Raw genomic sequence first — 13,202 nt, forward strand, 5'->3', positions numbered from 1 at the left:
CCGATCCTACCGGGCCAGCCATGACCAGTACCGCGCAACTCACTTCGCCCTCGTCCGCCGACCTGCTCGACCGTGATTACACGCTCGACCACAAGTACACCCGCAGCGAGGGGCGGATCTATCTGAGTGGCGTGCAGGCGCTGGTGCGGCTGCCGCTGATGCAGCGGCTGCGCGACGCCGCCGAAGGCATCGACAGCGCCGGCTTTGTCAGCGGCTACCGTGGCAGCCCGCTGGGTGGCTTCGACCTGGAGCTATGGCGCGCGCGCAAGCACCTTGAAGCAGCCAAGGTGAAGTTCACCCCGGGCCTGAACGAGGACCTGGGCGCCACCATGGTGTGGGGCACGCAGCAGACCAACCTGTTCCCCGGCGCCAACGTGCAGGGCGTGTTCGGCATGTGGTACGGCAAGGGCCCGGGCGTGGACCGCTGCGGCGACGTGTTCAAGCACGCCAATGCCGCCGGCACCTCGCGCTACGGTGGCGTGCTGGCACTGGCCGCCGATGACCATGCCTGCCGCAGTTCGACGCTGCCGCACGGCAGCGAGGACGAGTTCGTCAGCGCGATGATGCCGGTGCTGAACCCGGCCGGCGTGCAGGACATCCTCGACATGGGCCTGCTGGGCTGGGCGATGAGCCGCTATACCGGCCGCTGGGTCGGCTTCAAGACGATCGCCGAGACGGTGGAATCGTCGGCGTCGGTGCAGGTCGATCCGATGGCGCGCCGCATCGTGCTGCCGGAAGACTTCGAGATGCCGTCGGGTGGCCTCAACATCCGCTGGCCGGACCCGCCGCTGGATCAGGAAATGCGCCTGCACCGCTATGCGGTGAAGGCGGCGCAGGCGTTTGCCCGCGCCAACGGCATCGACAAGGTGGTGATGGATGCGCCGCGCGCGCGGCTGGGCATCGTCACCACCGGCAAGAGCTACCTGGACGTGCTGCAGGCGCTGGAATACCTGGGCCTGGATGAAACGGCCTGCGCCGACATCGGCATCCGCGTGTACAAGGTCGGCATGACCTGGCCGCTGGAACCGCAGGGCATCGCGCGCTTCGCGCAGGGCCTGGAAGACATCATCGTGGTGGAGGAGAAGCGTGCCTTCATCGAGCGCCAGATGAAGGAACAGTTCTTCAACTGGCCGGCCAGCTGGGGCCAGCGCCCGTCCATCGTCGGCAAGTACGATGAAAGCGGCGAATGGATCCTGCCGTCCACCGGTGAGCTGACGCCGGCCACCATCGCCGGCGTGATCGGTCGCCGCATCCAGAAGTTCTTCAACAACGAATCGATCGAGCAGCGCCTGCAGTGGATGCAGGAGAAGGAAGCCGAGCTTGCGTTGCCGCGCGCCAGCTTCCCGCGCGTACCGCACTACTGCTCGGGCTGCCCGCACAACACCTCTACCCAGGTGCCGGAAGGCTCGCGGGCGCTGGCCGGCATCGGTTGCCACTACATGGTGACCTGGATGGACCGCAGCACCGACACCTTCACCCACATGGGCGGCGAAGGCGTGACCTGGGCCGGGCAGGCGCCGTTCACCGACACCCCGCACGTATTCCAGAATCTGGGCGACGGCACCTATTTCCACAGCGGCTCGCTGGCGATCCGCCAGGCGGTCGCCGCCGGCGTCAACATCACCTACAAGATCCTCTACAACGACGCGGTGGCGATGACCGGCGGCCAGCCGGTGGACGGCCCGCTGAGCGTGCCCGACATCGCAAAGCAGATGCGCGCCGAAGGCATCCACACCATCGTGGTGCTGTCGGACAACATCGGCAAGTGGACCGGCCAGCGCGAGCACTTCCCCAGCGACGTCGAGTTCCACGACCGCAGCGAGCTGGATGAGGTGCAGAAGCGCCTGCGCGAGGTGAAGGGTGTTTCGATCCTGATCTACGAACAGACCTGCGCCACCGAGAAGCGCCGCCGCCGCAAGCGCGGCAAGCTGGAAGATCCGCAGAAGCGCGTGCTGATCAATTCGCTGGTCTGCGAAGGCTGCGGTGACTGCGGCAAGAAGAGCTTCTGCGTGTCGGTGCTACCGAAGGAAACCGAGTTCGGGCGCAAGCGCGAGATCGATCAGTCCAACTGCAACAAGGACTATTCCTGCGTGAACGGTTTCTGCCCGAGCTTCGTCACCGTGCACGGTGGCCAGCCGCGCAAGGGCAGCAAGCGCGATGCTTCCACCCTGCTGGACAACCTGCCGGCACCGGCCATCCGCGGCACCCTCGAACAGCCCTGGAACATCCTGATCACCGGCGTCGGCGGTACCGGCGTGGTGACCATCGGCGCGCTGCTGGGCATGGCCGGCCACCTGGAAGGCAAGGGTGCGACCGTGCTCGACCAGACCGGCCTGGCACAGAAGGGCGGCGCGGTGACCACGCACATCCGCATCGCCCGTCGTCCCGAAGACATCCACGCCGTGCGCATCGCCGCCGGTGAGGCTGACCTGGTGGTGGGCTGCGACATGGTGGTGGTCAACGACTACTGGGCCCTGTCGAAGGTGCGTGCCGGCCGTTCGCAGGTGGTGCTGAACACCTACGAAGCGATGCCCGGTACCTTCACCACCCGCCCGGACATGCAGTTCCCCGCCGCCGACATCGTGGCCGGTGTGCGCGTGGCGCTGGGCGGCCAGGAGCCGTTGCTGCTGGATGCCACCCAGCTGGCCACCGCGCTGCTGGGCGATGCGATCGCCGCCAACCTGTTCATCCTCGGCTATGCGTGGCAGCAGGGCCTGGTGCCGCTGTCGTTCGAGTCGCTGATGCGCGCCATCGAACTCAACGGTGCGGCCGTGGCGATGAACCAGCAGGCCTTCGCCTGGGGCCGCCTGGCCGTGGTCGACCCGCAGGCCGTGCAGCAGGCCGCCGGCCTGGTGCGCAACCGCCACACCGATACCGAATCCACCCCGGGCCCGCTGCACCCGCTGCCGCCGGGCGAGTGGGAGGGCAACGAATGGGGCGCCACCGCCGCACCGCGCAACACCGGCGACGAACGCGAACTGCGTGGCCTGCCCTCGCACGGTGGCGACGTGGCATTCCTGCCGCTGGACGATGCACGCCTGTCGCGCTCGCTGGATGAAATGATCGAGCGCCGCGCCGCGTTCCTGGTCGAGTACCAGGACGCTGCCTACGCCAACCGCTACCGCAGCCTGGTCGAGCGCGTGCGCGCCGCCGAAGCCGACCGCATCGGCGGTTCCACCGCGCTGACCGAGACCGTAGCCCGTTACCTGTTCAAGCTGATGGCCTACAAGGACGAGTACGAAGTGGCCCGCCTGTATACCAGTGGCGACTTCCAGCGCCGCCTGCAGCAGCAGTTCGAGGGCGATTACCAGCTGCGCTTCCACCTGGCACCGCCGCTGTTCGCCAGGAAGGACGAGCAGGGCCGGTTGCTGAAGAAGGAATACGGCCCGTGGATGTTCAAGGCCTTCGGCCTGCTGGCCAAGCTGAAGTTCCTTCGCGGCGGCCGGCTTGATGTGTTCGGCCGCACCGAGGAACGCCGCATGGAGCGCAAGCTGATCGGCGATTACGAGGCCACCGTGCAGCTGCTGCTGGACGGCCTGAATGACGACCGCCTGGCGCTGGCGGTGGAAATCGCCAGCGTGCCCGAGCACATCCGCGGCTTCGGCCACGTCAAGGAAGCGCATTTCGAGCAGGCCAAGGCGCGCGAAGCCGCCCTGCTGGCGCAGTGGCGGAACCCAAAGGCGCTGCACATCGTGCAGGTGGCTTGAGCACCGCTGACGGCACGAAAGCAACCTATTGATTGCATATTGAGATAGCAATCGATAGGTTGCCTCCAGCGAAGGAAAGAGATAGGTTGCTTGTCGTAATGCAACCTATCCTTTGCGTACACGCTCGCGTACGGTCACTTTCTAGGGGACTGCCGATATGGACAGGCCGCTGCACACGGTGAGGACACCTCAACAACTGGCACCGCTGATGCGTGCGTTCAGGCGCCAGGCGGGCCTGAGCCAGGCGCAGTTGGCGGCCCAGCTCGGCATAAGCCGCCAGGCAGTAGGCGCATTGGAGCGCGACCCGGCATCGGCAAGCTTCGAACGGCTGATGCGGGTCTGGGCAGTGCTGGGTCTGGAAGTCAGATTGCAGCAGCGAAGCCGCCCGGAGACAACGTCAACGTTGGAGTGGTGAGCCATGGGTACGCTGCGGGTCTGGATGAATGGTGTCGAGGTCGCGCTCTGGGATGATGTCCGGAGCGGCTCTTCCCGGCTTTCGTACGTCGACTCGTGGATCAGCTCCGCCCAGTCCCGGCCGTTGTCACTCTCACTGCCCCTGCTCCCGGAGGGTGAGAGCCATCGGGGCGATGTCGTCAACAACTACTTCGACAACCTTCTTCCCGACAACGCCGTCATCCGCAACCGGATCCGCGACAGGTTCTCCACGCGCAGCAGCGACACATTCGATCTTCTCGAAGCCATTGGCCGGGATTGCGTCGGCGCAGTGCAACTGCTGCCGCTTTCGCATACACCGGGGGACATCCAGCAGATTACGTGCGAAGCGTTGGACGAATCAGGCGTCGCTGCGATCCTGCGTCAGGTGACGGCAGGGAATCTACCTGGCGCACCCACCAGTGATGATGCGTTCCGCATATCCATCGCCGGTGCGCAGGAGAAGACGGGACTTCTGCTGCATGCTGGCCAGTGGTGCATTCCCACCGGCAGTACCCCATCCACCCATATCTTCAAGCTGCCGCTTGGCATTGTGGGCAACATGCGGGCGGACATGCACCAATCCGTCGAGAACGAATGGCTGTGCATGCAACTGCTTTCCGCCTTTGGAATCCCCGTTGCGAATACGCAGATGGGACGCTTCAAGGACGAACGCGCGCTTATTGTGGAGCGATTCGACCGCCGCCTTTCTGCGGATCGCCGGTGGTGGCTGCGGCTGCCGCAGGAAGACATGTGCCAGGTCTTCGGTCTGCCCGCTGCCAGGAAGTATGAATCCGATGGCGGCCCAGGCATCGTGACCATCATGGATCTGCTTCGACAATCCGAGCATTTCGAGGATCGGGCGACCTTCTTCAAGACGCAGATTCTTTTCTGGATGTTGGCTGCAACCGATGGACATGCCAAGAACTTCAGTGTTTACCTCGAAGCCGGTGGACGCTTCCGCCTGACACCCGTCTACGACGTATTGTCGGTGCATCCCATCCTGGGTAGGGGGCCAAACCAGCTCGACCCGCGGAATGCACAGCTCGCCATGTCCGTCCAGGGCAAGAATCGCCACCGGAAGCTGCACCTTGTGCGACGACGCCATTGGAACGAAACCGCACGCGCCTGTGGTGTCGCTGATGGTGCGGAGCCGTGGATCGAAGCGCTGATCGCAGCCGTCGAACCCGCCATCGAGCAGGTCGCGCGTCAGCTCCCAAGTGATTTCCCCGTAAACGTGTCCGAACCCATTTTCAACGGGCTGCGCGCTGCGGCGGCACGCCTTTCCAGCATGTCGCCGGACGCCTGATCACCCCAGCCGCCACAGCAGCAACCGGTTGTTGGCCGGCATCGCCACATCACCCAGGCGGGTGAAGCCGTTGTCCGCCGCCAGCGCCTGCACCGCTTCCACATCGCGGATGCCGCTGCGTGGATCACGCGCCTTCAGCCAGGCATCGAACTGCGCGTTGCTGTCGCTGGTGTAGCGACCGCCGTAGTTGAACGGGCCGTACACCGCCAGCAGCGCACCATGCCGCAGCACCGACGGCAGCGCGGCGAACAGCGCCTGCACATGCTCCCAGCCCATGATGTGCAACGTGTTGGCACTGAATGCGGCATCGAACGTGCTGCCCTCGGGCAACGACAGGCCCGGCGCCGGGGGGAGTTCCACCTGCAGTGCCACCGGCGGCAGCAGATTCAGCAACGCCGCCTCCGCGCGCCAGGCCTCGATGCCGGGCAGATGGTCCGGATGATCGCTGGGCTGCCAGCGCAGCCAGGGCCAGCGCTCGGCGAAGAACGCCGCGTGCTGGCCGGTGCCACTGCCGATCTCCAGCAGCCGATGGCGGTCGCCCATCCACGGGTCGAGTGCGGTGGCGATGGGTTCGCGGTTGCGCTCGCAGGCTTCTGAATACGGCTTGCTCGACATCAGGGACGGTGTCCAGGCGGGGTCGGCCCCATTGTGCACGAGGGGGTGTCTGCAGGGCTTGCAGCCCTGCACCCGCAGGAGCCGGAGCAACAGCAACAGCAACAGCCAAAGCAACTGCAACAGCGGGCTTCCTGGGGGATGGCGGGGTGGGTCCGGTTGCGGGGGACGCCGTGAATCCCCCTCCGGGGTCCGGCCCAGCCGCTGGCGGCTGTGCGTTCGGGCGCTTGCGAAGCGGTGCTTCGCAAGCAAAGCGCCCTCACCCATGGAGGCTCGGTCGCGCCATCCATGGCGCTCACGCCCCCGCAACCGGACCCACCCCGCCTTCGACAGTTTTCTGCGGTCTGTCGGAAGGGCTCTTGGGGTCAGATCCGTTTTCCGCAGGAGAACGGCTCTGACCCCGGATGCATTTCGATATCTGACAGACGTGTCGACCAAGGTCGACACCTACCAACAGCCGAGTGAACCCGTCGAAGGTGGGGCGGTGTCGGATTGCGGGGTGTCAGCCGCATGGATGCGGCTGCCAAGCCTACAGGGACGTACTTGCGGCGTCCCCGCAGTCCGACACCGCCCCACCAACCCACGGAATGCCGCTCTGGCTTTGGCCGTTGCCGTTGCCGTTGCATTGAGCAGGTGCAGGGCTGCAAGCCCTGCCGAAACCCACCCAACCATGACTGCAGTCACTTGTCCCCACGCCCCGCGCTGGCGAAAGTCGAGGAGTTGACGTGATCGGTCCGGCCCGTTGCCAACCGCACGCAAGCGAGAGAGAGAAACGCTGTGCAACGACGTGAGTTCCTGGCTTTTTCCGGTCTGGGCCTGGCGGGCCTGCTGCTGCCGCATTCCCGTGCCATCGCCGCCGAGCAGCTGCTCGCCCCGGTCGATACCGCCCAGCGCAGACGCCTGGCGGACGTTGCGCTCGCCGCCGCACGCACAGCCAAGGCCAGCTACTGCGACGTGCGCATCGGCCGCTATCTCAACCAGTCGGTCATCACCCGCGAGCACCAGGTCGGCAATGTGACCAACCGCGAATCGTCCGGTATCGGCGTGCGGGTGATCGTCAACGGCGCCTGGGGCTTTGCCGCTACCCACCAGCAGACCGAGGCTGCCGTGCGCGCGGCGGTCGAGCAGGCCGCAGCGATCGCCCGCGCCAACGCCGGCATCCAGACCCGGCCGGTGCAGCTGGCACCGACGCCGTCGGTGGGCGAGGTGCACTGGCAGACCCCGGTGCGCAGGAACGCGATGGCGGTGCCGATCCAGGACAAGGTCGAGCTGCTGCTGGCGCTCAACGCCGCCGCGCTGAATGCGGGCGCCGACTACATCAATTCCACCCTGTTCCTGGTCAATGAACAGAAGTACTTCGCCTCCAGCGACGGCTCGTTCATCGACCAGGACATCCACCGCATCTGGCTGCCGTTCACTGCCACCGCCATCGACAAGGCCAGCGGCAGGTTCCGCACCCGTGCCGGGCTGTCCTCGCCGATGGGCATGGGCTACGAGTTCCTCGATGGCGATGCGCGCGGCAAGGTGCAGCTGCCCGGGGGCATCACCGCCTACCGCGATTCCTACGACCCGGTCGAGGACGCCATCGCCGCCGCCCGCCACGCGCGCGAGAAGCTGAAGGCGCCGTCGGTGAAGCCGGGCAAGTACGACCTGGTGCTGGACCCGTCCAACCTGTTCCTGACCATCCACGAGAACGTTGGCCACCCGCTGGAGCTGGACCGCGTGCTCGGCTACGAAGCCAACTACGCCGGCACCAGCTTCGCCACGCTGGACAAGCGCGATGCCGGTTTCCGCTGGGGCAGCGACATCGTCACCTTCTTCGCCGACAAGACCCAACCGGGCAGCCTCGGTGCGGTCGGCTACGACGACGAAGGCGTCAAGACCCAGCGCTGGGATCTGGTGCGCGACGGCATCCTGGTCGATTACCAGGCCACCCGCGATGAGGCCCACATCCTCGGCCGCAACGCCTCGCACGGCTGCAGTTACGCCGATTCCTGGTCCAGCGTGCAGTTCCAGCGCATGGCCAATGTCTCGCTGGCACCTGGCAAAAAGCCACTCAGCGTCGAGGACATGATCAAGGACGTGGAGAACGGCATCTACATCCACGGCCGCGGGTCGTATTCGATCGACCAGCAGCGCTACAACGCGCAGTTCGGCGGCCAACTGTACTACCAGATCAAGGACGGAAAGATCGCCGGCATGGTCGAGGATGCGGCCTACCAGATCCGTACGCCGGAATTCTGGAATGCCTGCACTGCGATCTGCGACGAGCGTGACTTCCGCCTGGGTGGTTCGTTCTTCGACGGCAAGGGCCAGCCCGGCCAGGTCTCGGCGGTCTCGCACGGTTCGTCCACCACCCGCTTCAACGGCATCAACATCATCAACACCGCGCGCAGTCTCGGCGCTTGAGCCACCCATCCTTCGACATGGAGAGCAGCCTTGCAAAGACGTGACTTCCTGGCCCTGACCGGGCTTACCGCGGGCGGGCTGATCGTGCCTTCCTTCTTCGGCAAGGCGATTGCCGCCGAACAACTGCAGAGCACGCTGGACCTGGGGCTGAAGAAGCGCCTGGCCGATGCGGCGCTGGCCGCTGCCCGCCAGGCCGGTGCCACCTACTGCGACGTGCGCATTGGCCGCTACCTGCGCCAGTTCGTGATCACCCGCGAGGACAAGGTGCAGAACGTGGTGAACACCGAGTCCACCGGCGTGGGCATCCGCGTGATCGTCAACGGTGCCTGGGGCTTCGCCGCCACCAATGCGCTGGGTACGGCCGATGTAGCCAAGGCCGCGCAGCAGGCCGCAGCAATCGCCAAGGCCAATGCCGGCGTGCAGACCGCACCGGTACAGCTGGCCAAGGCGCCGGGCGTGGGTGAGGTGAGCTGGCGCACGCCTATCCGCAAGAATGCGATGGAAGTGCCGATCAAGGACAAGGTCGGCCTGCTGCTGGACGTCAACGCTGCGGCGATGGGCGCCGGTGCCAGCTTCGTCAACTCGATGCTGTTCCTGGTCAACGAGCAGAAGTACTTCGCCTCCACCGATGGTTCCTATATCGACCAGGACGTGCACCGCATCTGGGCACCGATGACGATCACCGCCATCGACAAGTCCAGCGGCAAGTTCCGTACCCGCGAAGGCCTGTCCTCGCCGATGGGCCTGGGCTACGAGTATCTGGACGGCGCGGCTGCCGGCAAGGTGGTCAGCCCGAATGGCGTGGTCAACTACAGCTCTTCCTACAACATGAAGGAAGATGCCATCGCCGCCGCCAAGCAGGCGCAGGAAAAGCTGAAGGCCCCGTCGGTGAAGCCGGGCAAGTACGATCTGGTGCTCGACCCGTCGCACACCTGGCTGACCATCCATGAGTCGATCGGCCACCCGCTGGAGCTGGACCGCGTGCTCGGCTACGAAGCCAACTACGCCGGCACCAGCTTCGCCACCCTGGACAAGCGCGAACAGCATTTCCAGTACGGCAGCGAGCTGGTCAACATCTTCGCCGACAAGACCCAGCCGGGCAGCCTCGGTGCGGTGGCGTACGACGATGAAGGCGTGAAGTGCAAGCGCTGGGACCTGATCAGCAACGGCAAGCTGGTGGATTACCAGACCATCCGCGACCAGGCCCACATCCTCGGCAAGACCGAGTCCGACGGCTGCTGCTACGCCGACTCGTGGTCCAGCGTGCAGTTCCAGCGCATGGCCAACGTGTCGATGGCACCGGGCAAGAAGCCGCTGAGCGTGCCGGACCTGATCAAGGACGTGGAGAACGGCATCTACATCATCGGTGATGGTTCGTTCTCGATCGACCAGCAGCGCTACAACGCGCAGTTCGGCGGCCAGCTGTTCTACGAGATCAAGAACGGCCAGATCACCCGCATGCTGGAAGACGTGGCCTACCAGATCCGCACGCCGGAGTTCTGGAATGCCTGCACCGCCGTCGCCGACGAGCGCGACTACCGCCTGGGCGGTTCGTTCTTCGACGGCAAGGGCCAGCCGGGCCAGGTCTCGGCGGTCTCGCACGGTTCGTCGACCGCGCGTTTCAACGGCATCAACGTCATCAACACCGCACGCAGCCTCGGCTGACCGGTCAGGAGCCCTTACACCATGAGTATCTTCACCGAAGCCCAGGCCAAGGCCATCCTCGACAAGGTCATCGCCCTGTCCAAGGCCGACGAATGCACCGCCGTGCTGGCCGGCGCGATCAGCGGCAACATCCGTTTCGCGCTGAACAATGTCTCCACCAGCGGCATCGTCGACAACACCGAACTGGCAGTCACCGTCGCCTTCGGCAAGCGCGTCGGCACGGCCTCGATCAACGAGTTCGACGATGCCGCGCTGGAACGCGTGGTGCGTCGTGCCGAGGATCTGGCCCGGCTGGCGCCGGAGAACCCGGAGTTCATGCCGGCCATCGGCAAGCAGAGCTACCGCGCCAGCCCGACCTTCAGCGAATCCACCGCTGCCATCGATCCGGCCTTCCGCGCCAAGGTCGCCGCCGATTCGATCGCTCCTTGCCGTGGCCACGGCCTGATCGCCGCTGGCTTCCTCGAAGACGGCCAGGGCTTCCAGGCCACCGCTAACAGCAACGGCAACTTCGCCTACCAGCGCACCACCAACTTCGATTACACCTGCACCGTGCGCACCGAAGATGGCCGCGGTTCGGGCTGGGTCGGCCGCAACCTGAAGGATGCCGCCGACTTCAAGGCTGACCAGGACATCCGCATCGCCATGCGCAAGGCCACCGAATCGGCCGAAGCCAAGGCGCTGGAGCCGGGCAAGTACACGGTGATCCTGGAACCGGCCGCGGCCGCGGGCCTGATCAGCTTCATGATGAACTTCTTCAGCGCACGCTCGGCCGATGAAGGCCGCAGCTTCCTGTCGAAGAAGGGCGGCGGCAACAAGCTGGGCGAGCAGGTCTACGACCCGCGCGTGACCATGATTGCCGATCCGTGGCATCCGGACGCACCGGTGCTGCCGTGGGACGGCGAAGGCATGCCACGCGAGCGCATGGCCATCATCGAGAACGGCAAGATCGCCAACCTGGACTACTCGCGCTTCTGGGCGCAGAAGCAGGGCAAGACCGCCAAGGCAACGCCGGGCAACCTGCTGATGAGCGGTGGCGACAAGAGCACCGCCGAGCTGGTGCGCGGCACCCAGAAGGGCATCCTGGTCACCCGTACCTGGTACATCCGCATGGTCGATCCGCAGACCGTGCTGCTGACCGGCCTCACCCGCGACGGCACCTTCTACATCGAGAACGGCCAGATCAAGCACCCGGTGAAGAACTTCCGCTTCAACGAATCGCCGGTGATCATGCTCAACAACATCGAAGAGCTGGGTAAGCCGGTGCGCGTGGCCGGTGATGAATCCAGCTACGTGATGATGATCCCGCCGATGAAGCTGCGCGATTTCACCTTCACCTCGCTGTCCGACGCCGTCTGATGGATCGCCGGGCCTGCCTGCGCTGGTTGGCCGCTGCCGCTTCGGCGGCGGCGTTGCCGGCCTTGGCGCAGTCAGGCCCGCGCAGTTCGCGCTACGACTTCTGGTTCACCCGCCTGCAGTACGACTCCGGCGACTGGGATGTGGATGCGCGCATGCCGTCCAACCTGATCACCTCGCTGATCGACTACACCTCGCTGCGCGTGGACCCGCAGGAACACGTGGTGGCGCTGGCCGACCCGCGCATGCTGGAAGCGCCGTTCTGCTACCTGGCCGGGCACACACTGGTGGAGTTCAATGCCGCCGAGCGGCAGAACTTCGTGCGCTACGTGCGCAATGGCGGCTTCGTCTTCGTCGACGACTGCAATCATGATATCGATGGCCTGTTCGCCACCTCGTTCGAGGCGCAGATGGGTCGCCTGTTTGGTCCCAAGGCACTGCAGAAGCTGCCCAACAGCCACCCGCTGTACCGCAGCTTCTTCCGCTTCCCCGATGGCCCGCCCGCCACCAGCTTCGAACTCAACGGCTGGGGAGATGACCTGGTGCACGACTATCTGAAGGGCATCGAGGTCGATGGCCGCCTGAGCCTGCTCTACAGCAACAAGGACTACGGCTGCGAGTGGGACTACGACTGGCGCAACAAGCGCTTCCTGGCCGAAGACAACACCCGCTTCGGCGTCAACATCGTGATGTACGCGTTGAACAATTGATAGGACCTGCACGCCCATGACCACCGCTGACCTCGACTCCCTGCTGCCGCGCCTGCACGATCTGCGCGCTGCGCTCGCACGCGCGGTGGTTGGCCAGAACACCGTGGTCGAACAGCTGCTGATCGGCCTGCTGGCCGGCGGCCACTGCCTGCTGGAAGGCGCCCCGGGGCTGGGCAAGACCCTGCTGGTGCGCTCGCTCGGGCAGGCGCTGGAGCTGCAGTTCCGGCGCGTGCAGTTCACCCCCGACCTGATGCCAAGCGACATCCTCGGCACCGAGCTGCTGGAGGAAGACCACGGCACCGGCCATCGCCACTTCCGCTTCCAGCAGGGCCCGATCTTCACCCACCTGCTGCTCGCAGACGAACTCAACCGCACCCCGCCCAAGACCCAGGCCGCACTGCTGGAAGCGATGCAGGAGCGCACGGTCAGCTACGCCGGCACCACCTACGCATTGCCCGCACCGTTCTTCGTGCTGGCGACGCAGAACCCGATCGAGCAGGCCGGTACCTACCCGCTGCCGGAAGCACAGCTGGACCGCTTCCTGCTGCACGTGCTGGTGGATTACCCCAGCGAAGACGAGGAACGGCAGATCCTGGAACAGACCACCGGCGGTGCCACCGACGCTGTGCCGAAGGTGATGGATGCCGAAGCGGTGATCGCGCTGCAGGCCGCAGTACGCCAGGTGCATGTCAGCCCTGATGTGCTGGCCTGGATCACCCGCCTGGTGCGCGCCAGCCGCCCAGGCGAAGGCGCACCCGCGGCGATCAACCAGTGGGTGAAGTGGGGTGCGGGCCCGCGCGCCGGGCAGTCGCTGGTGCTGGCGGCGAAGGCACGCGCACTGCTGCAGGGCCGCTTCGCCGCCACCCGCGAGGATGTGCAGGCACTGGCCGCACCGGTGATGCGCCATCGCCTGCTGCTGTCGTTCGCCGCCGAGGCCGAGCAGAAGCGTGCCGACGACGTGGTCGCCGCCCTGCTGCAGGCCGTGCCGTTCCCGGGTTGAGCCAC

The 13,202-nt window shown here is 65.8% G+C and carries 9 protein-coding genes; 8 read left to right on the forward strand and 1 reads right to left on the reverse strand.

Annotation, left to right across the window (positions count from 1 at the left end; translation table 11 throughout):
- Positions 1–20: 20 nt before the first annotated feature.
- From ACMZ91_RS08970 to ACMZ91_RS08980, 3 genes are all read left to right on the forward strand, one after another.
- Positions 21–3,707 (forward strand): indolepyruvate ferredoxin oxidoreductase family protein, encoded by a 3,687-nt coding sequence (locus ACMZ91_RS08970; RefSeq protein WP_414577285.1) that lies wholly within the window; start codon positions 21–23, stop codon positions 3,705–3,707.
- A 157-nt stretch (positions 3,708–3,864) separates the two neighbouring features.
- Complete coding sequence (locus tag ACMZ91_RS08975; RefSeq protein ID WP_414577283.1) at positions 3,865–4,122, forward strand: helix-turn-helix domain-containing protein; 258 nt, start codon at positions 3,865–3,867, stop codon at positions 4,120–4,122.
- Positions 4,123–4,125: 3 nt separating this feature from the next.
- Positions 4,126–5,448 carry a type II toxin-antitoxin system HipA family toxin gene (locus tag ACMZ91_RS08980; RefSeq protein ID WP_049462867.1) on the forward strand — a complete coding sequence of 441 codons (1,323 nt, stop codon included), beginning with the start codon at positions 4,126–4,128 and terminating at the stop codon, positions 5,446–5,448.
- Here the strand turns inward: ACMZ91_RS08980 and ACMZ91_RS08985 are convergent, their stop codons facing one another.
- The gene (locus tag ACMZ91_RS08985; protein ID WP_049462868.1) at positions 5,449–6,063 is read right to left on the reverse strand and encodes a DUF938 domain-containing protein; all 615 of its coding nucleotides are present in this window, start codon (positions 6,061–6,063) and stop codon (positions 5,449–5,451) included.
- Positions 6,064–6,837: 774 nt separating this feature from the next.
- Here ACMZ91_RS08985 and ACMZ91_RS08990 point away from each other — a divergent pair.
- The 5 genes from ACMZ91_RS08990 to ACMZ91_RS09010 are packed head-to-tail and all read left to right on the forward strand — an operon-like array spanning position 6,838 to position 13,197.
- Positions 6,838–8,469, forward strand: a complete 1,632-nt coding sequence (locus ACMZ91_RS08990; protein WP_277778855.1) for a TldD/PmbA family protein — start codon at positions 6,838–6,840, stop codon at positions 8,467–8,469.
- Positions 8,470–8,499: 30 nt separating this feature from the next.
- A complete protein-coding gene (locus ACMZ91_RS08995) occupies positions 8,500–10,134 on the forward strand; it encodes a TldD/PmbA family protein (RefSeq protein WP_032128710.1) in 1,635 nt (544 codons plus the stop codon).
- A 21-nt stretch (positions 10,135–10,155) separates the two neighbouring features.
- Complete coding sequence (locus ACMZ91_RS09000) at positions 10,156–11,490, forward strand: TldD/PmbA family protein (RefSeq protein ID WP_019336350.1); 1,335 nt, start codon at positions 10,156–10,158, stop codon at positions 11,488–11,490.
- A complete protein-coding gene (locus ACMZ91_RS09005; RefSeq protein ID WP_277778857.1) occupies positions 11,490–12,197 on the forward strand; it encodes a DUF4159 domain-containing protein in 708 nt (235 codons plus the stop codon). The genes ACMZ91_RS09000 and ACMZ91_RS09005 overlap by 1 nt, the downstream gene beginning before the upstream one ends.
- Positions 12,198–12,213: 16 nt before the next feature.
- A complete protein-coding gene (locus ACMZ91_RS09010) occupies positions 12,214–13,197 on the forward strand; it encodes an AAA family ATPase (RefSeq protein WP_049461571.1) in 984 nt (327 codons plus the stop codon).
- Positions 13,198–13,202 lie beyond the last annotated feature (5 nt).

This window comes from Stenotrophomonas sp. FR024 (assembly GCF_047500745.2).
GTDB classification, from domain to species: Bacteria; Pseudomonadota; Gammaproteobacteria; order Xanthomonadales; family Xanthomonadaceae; genus Stenotrophomonas; species Stenotrophomonas maltophilia_A.

Excerpts from the sequence above, each read along its gene's own strand:
- ACMZ91_RS08975 (WP_414577283.1), top strand. The coding sequence starts at position 3,865 with ATGGACAGGCCGCTGCACACGGTGAGGACACCTCAACAACTGGCACCG.
- ACMZ91_RS08970 (WP_414577285.1), top strand. The coding sequence starts at position 21 with ATGACCAGTACCGCGCAACTCACTTCGCCCTCGTCCGCCGACCTGCTC.
- ACMZ91_RS09000 (WP_019336350.1), top strand. The coding sequence starts at position 10,156 with ATGAGTATCTTCACCGAAGCCCAGGCCAAGGCCATCCTCGACAAGGTC.
- ACMZ91_RS09010 (WP_049461571.1), top strand. The coding sequence starts at position 12,214 with ATGACCACCGCTGACCTCGACTCCCTGCTGCCGCGCCTGCACGATCTG.
- ACMZ91_RS09005 (WP_277778857.1), top strand. The coding sequence starts at position 11,490 with ATGGATCGCCGGGCCTGCCTGCGCTGGTTGGCCGCTGCCGCTTCGGCG.
- ACMZ91_RS08985 (WP_049462868.1), bottom strand. The coding sequence starts at position 6,063 with ATGTCGAGCAAGCCGTATTCAGAAGCCTGCGAGCGCAACCGCGAACCC.
- ACMZ91_RS08980 (WP_049462867.1), top strand. The coding sequence starts at position 4,126 with ATGGGTACGCTGCGGGTCTGGATGAATGGTGTCGAGGTCGCGCTCTGG.